The sequence below is a fragment of the Achromobacter sp. GbtcB20 genome, assembly GCF_019091095.1.
Lineage (GTDB): Bacteria > Pseudomonadota > Gammaproteobacteria > Burkholderiales > Burkholderiaceae_B > Achromobacter > Achromobacter mucicolens.
Genome location: NZ_JAGXJZ010000621.1, coordinates 1 through 260, shown reverse-complemented (window position 1 = coordinate 260; position 260 = coordinate 1). Strand labels below are relative to the sequence as shown.

Here is a 260-nt window from a genome sequence, read left to right as displayed (position 1 = left end):
GAAGGAACGCAACCGCGCGCGCGCCATCATCCGCGAGCGTAAGCTGGGCGAAGCCTTCGAGGACTGGTCGCGCCAGGTGCGCGACCGCGCCTACGTCGAGTATCGCGAGGAGCAGTAAGCCCATGGCCGCGCCGCAGGCAGTGCGCCCGACCCTGGCGCTCACGGTCGGCGAGCCGGCCGGCATCGGCCCGGAGATCTCGATCCGCGCGGCCTGGGCGCTGCGCGAGGCGGCCAATTGCGTGCTGGTCGGCGACGCCGCC

At 73.5% G+C, this 260-nt stretch carries 1 pseudogene; it reads left to right on the top strand.

The window, feature by feature from the left end:
- Positions 1–122: 122 nt before the first annotated feature.
- Positions 123–260 (top strand): annotated as a pseudogene (pdxA, locus tag KVT32_RS32410) (4-hydroxythreonine-4-phosphate dehydrogenase); the annotation flags it as partial.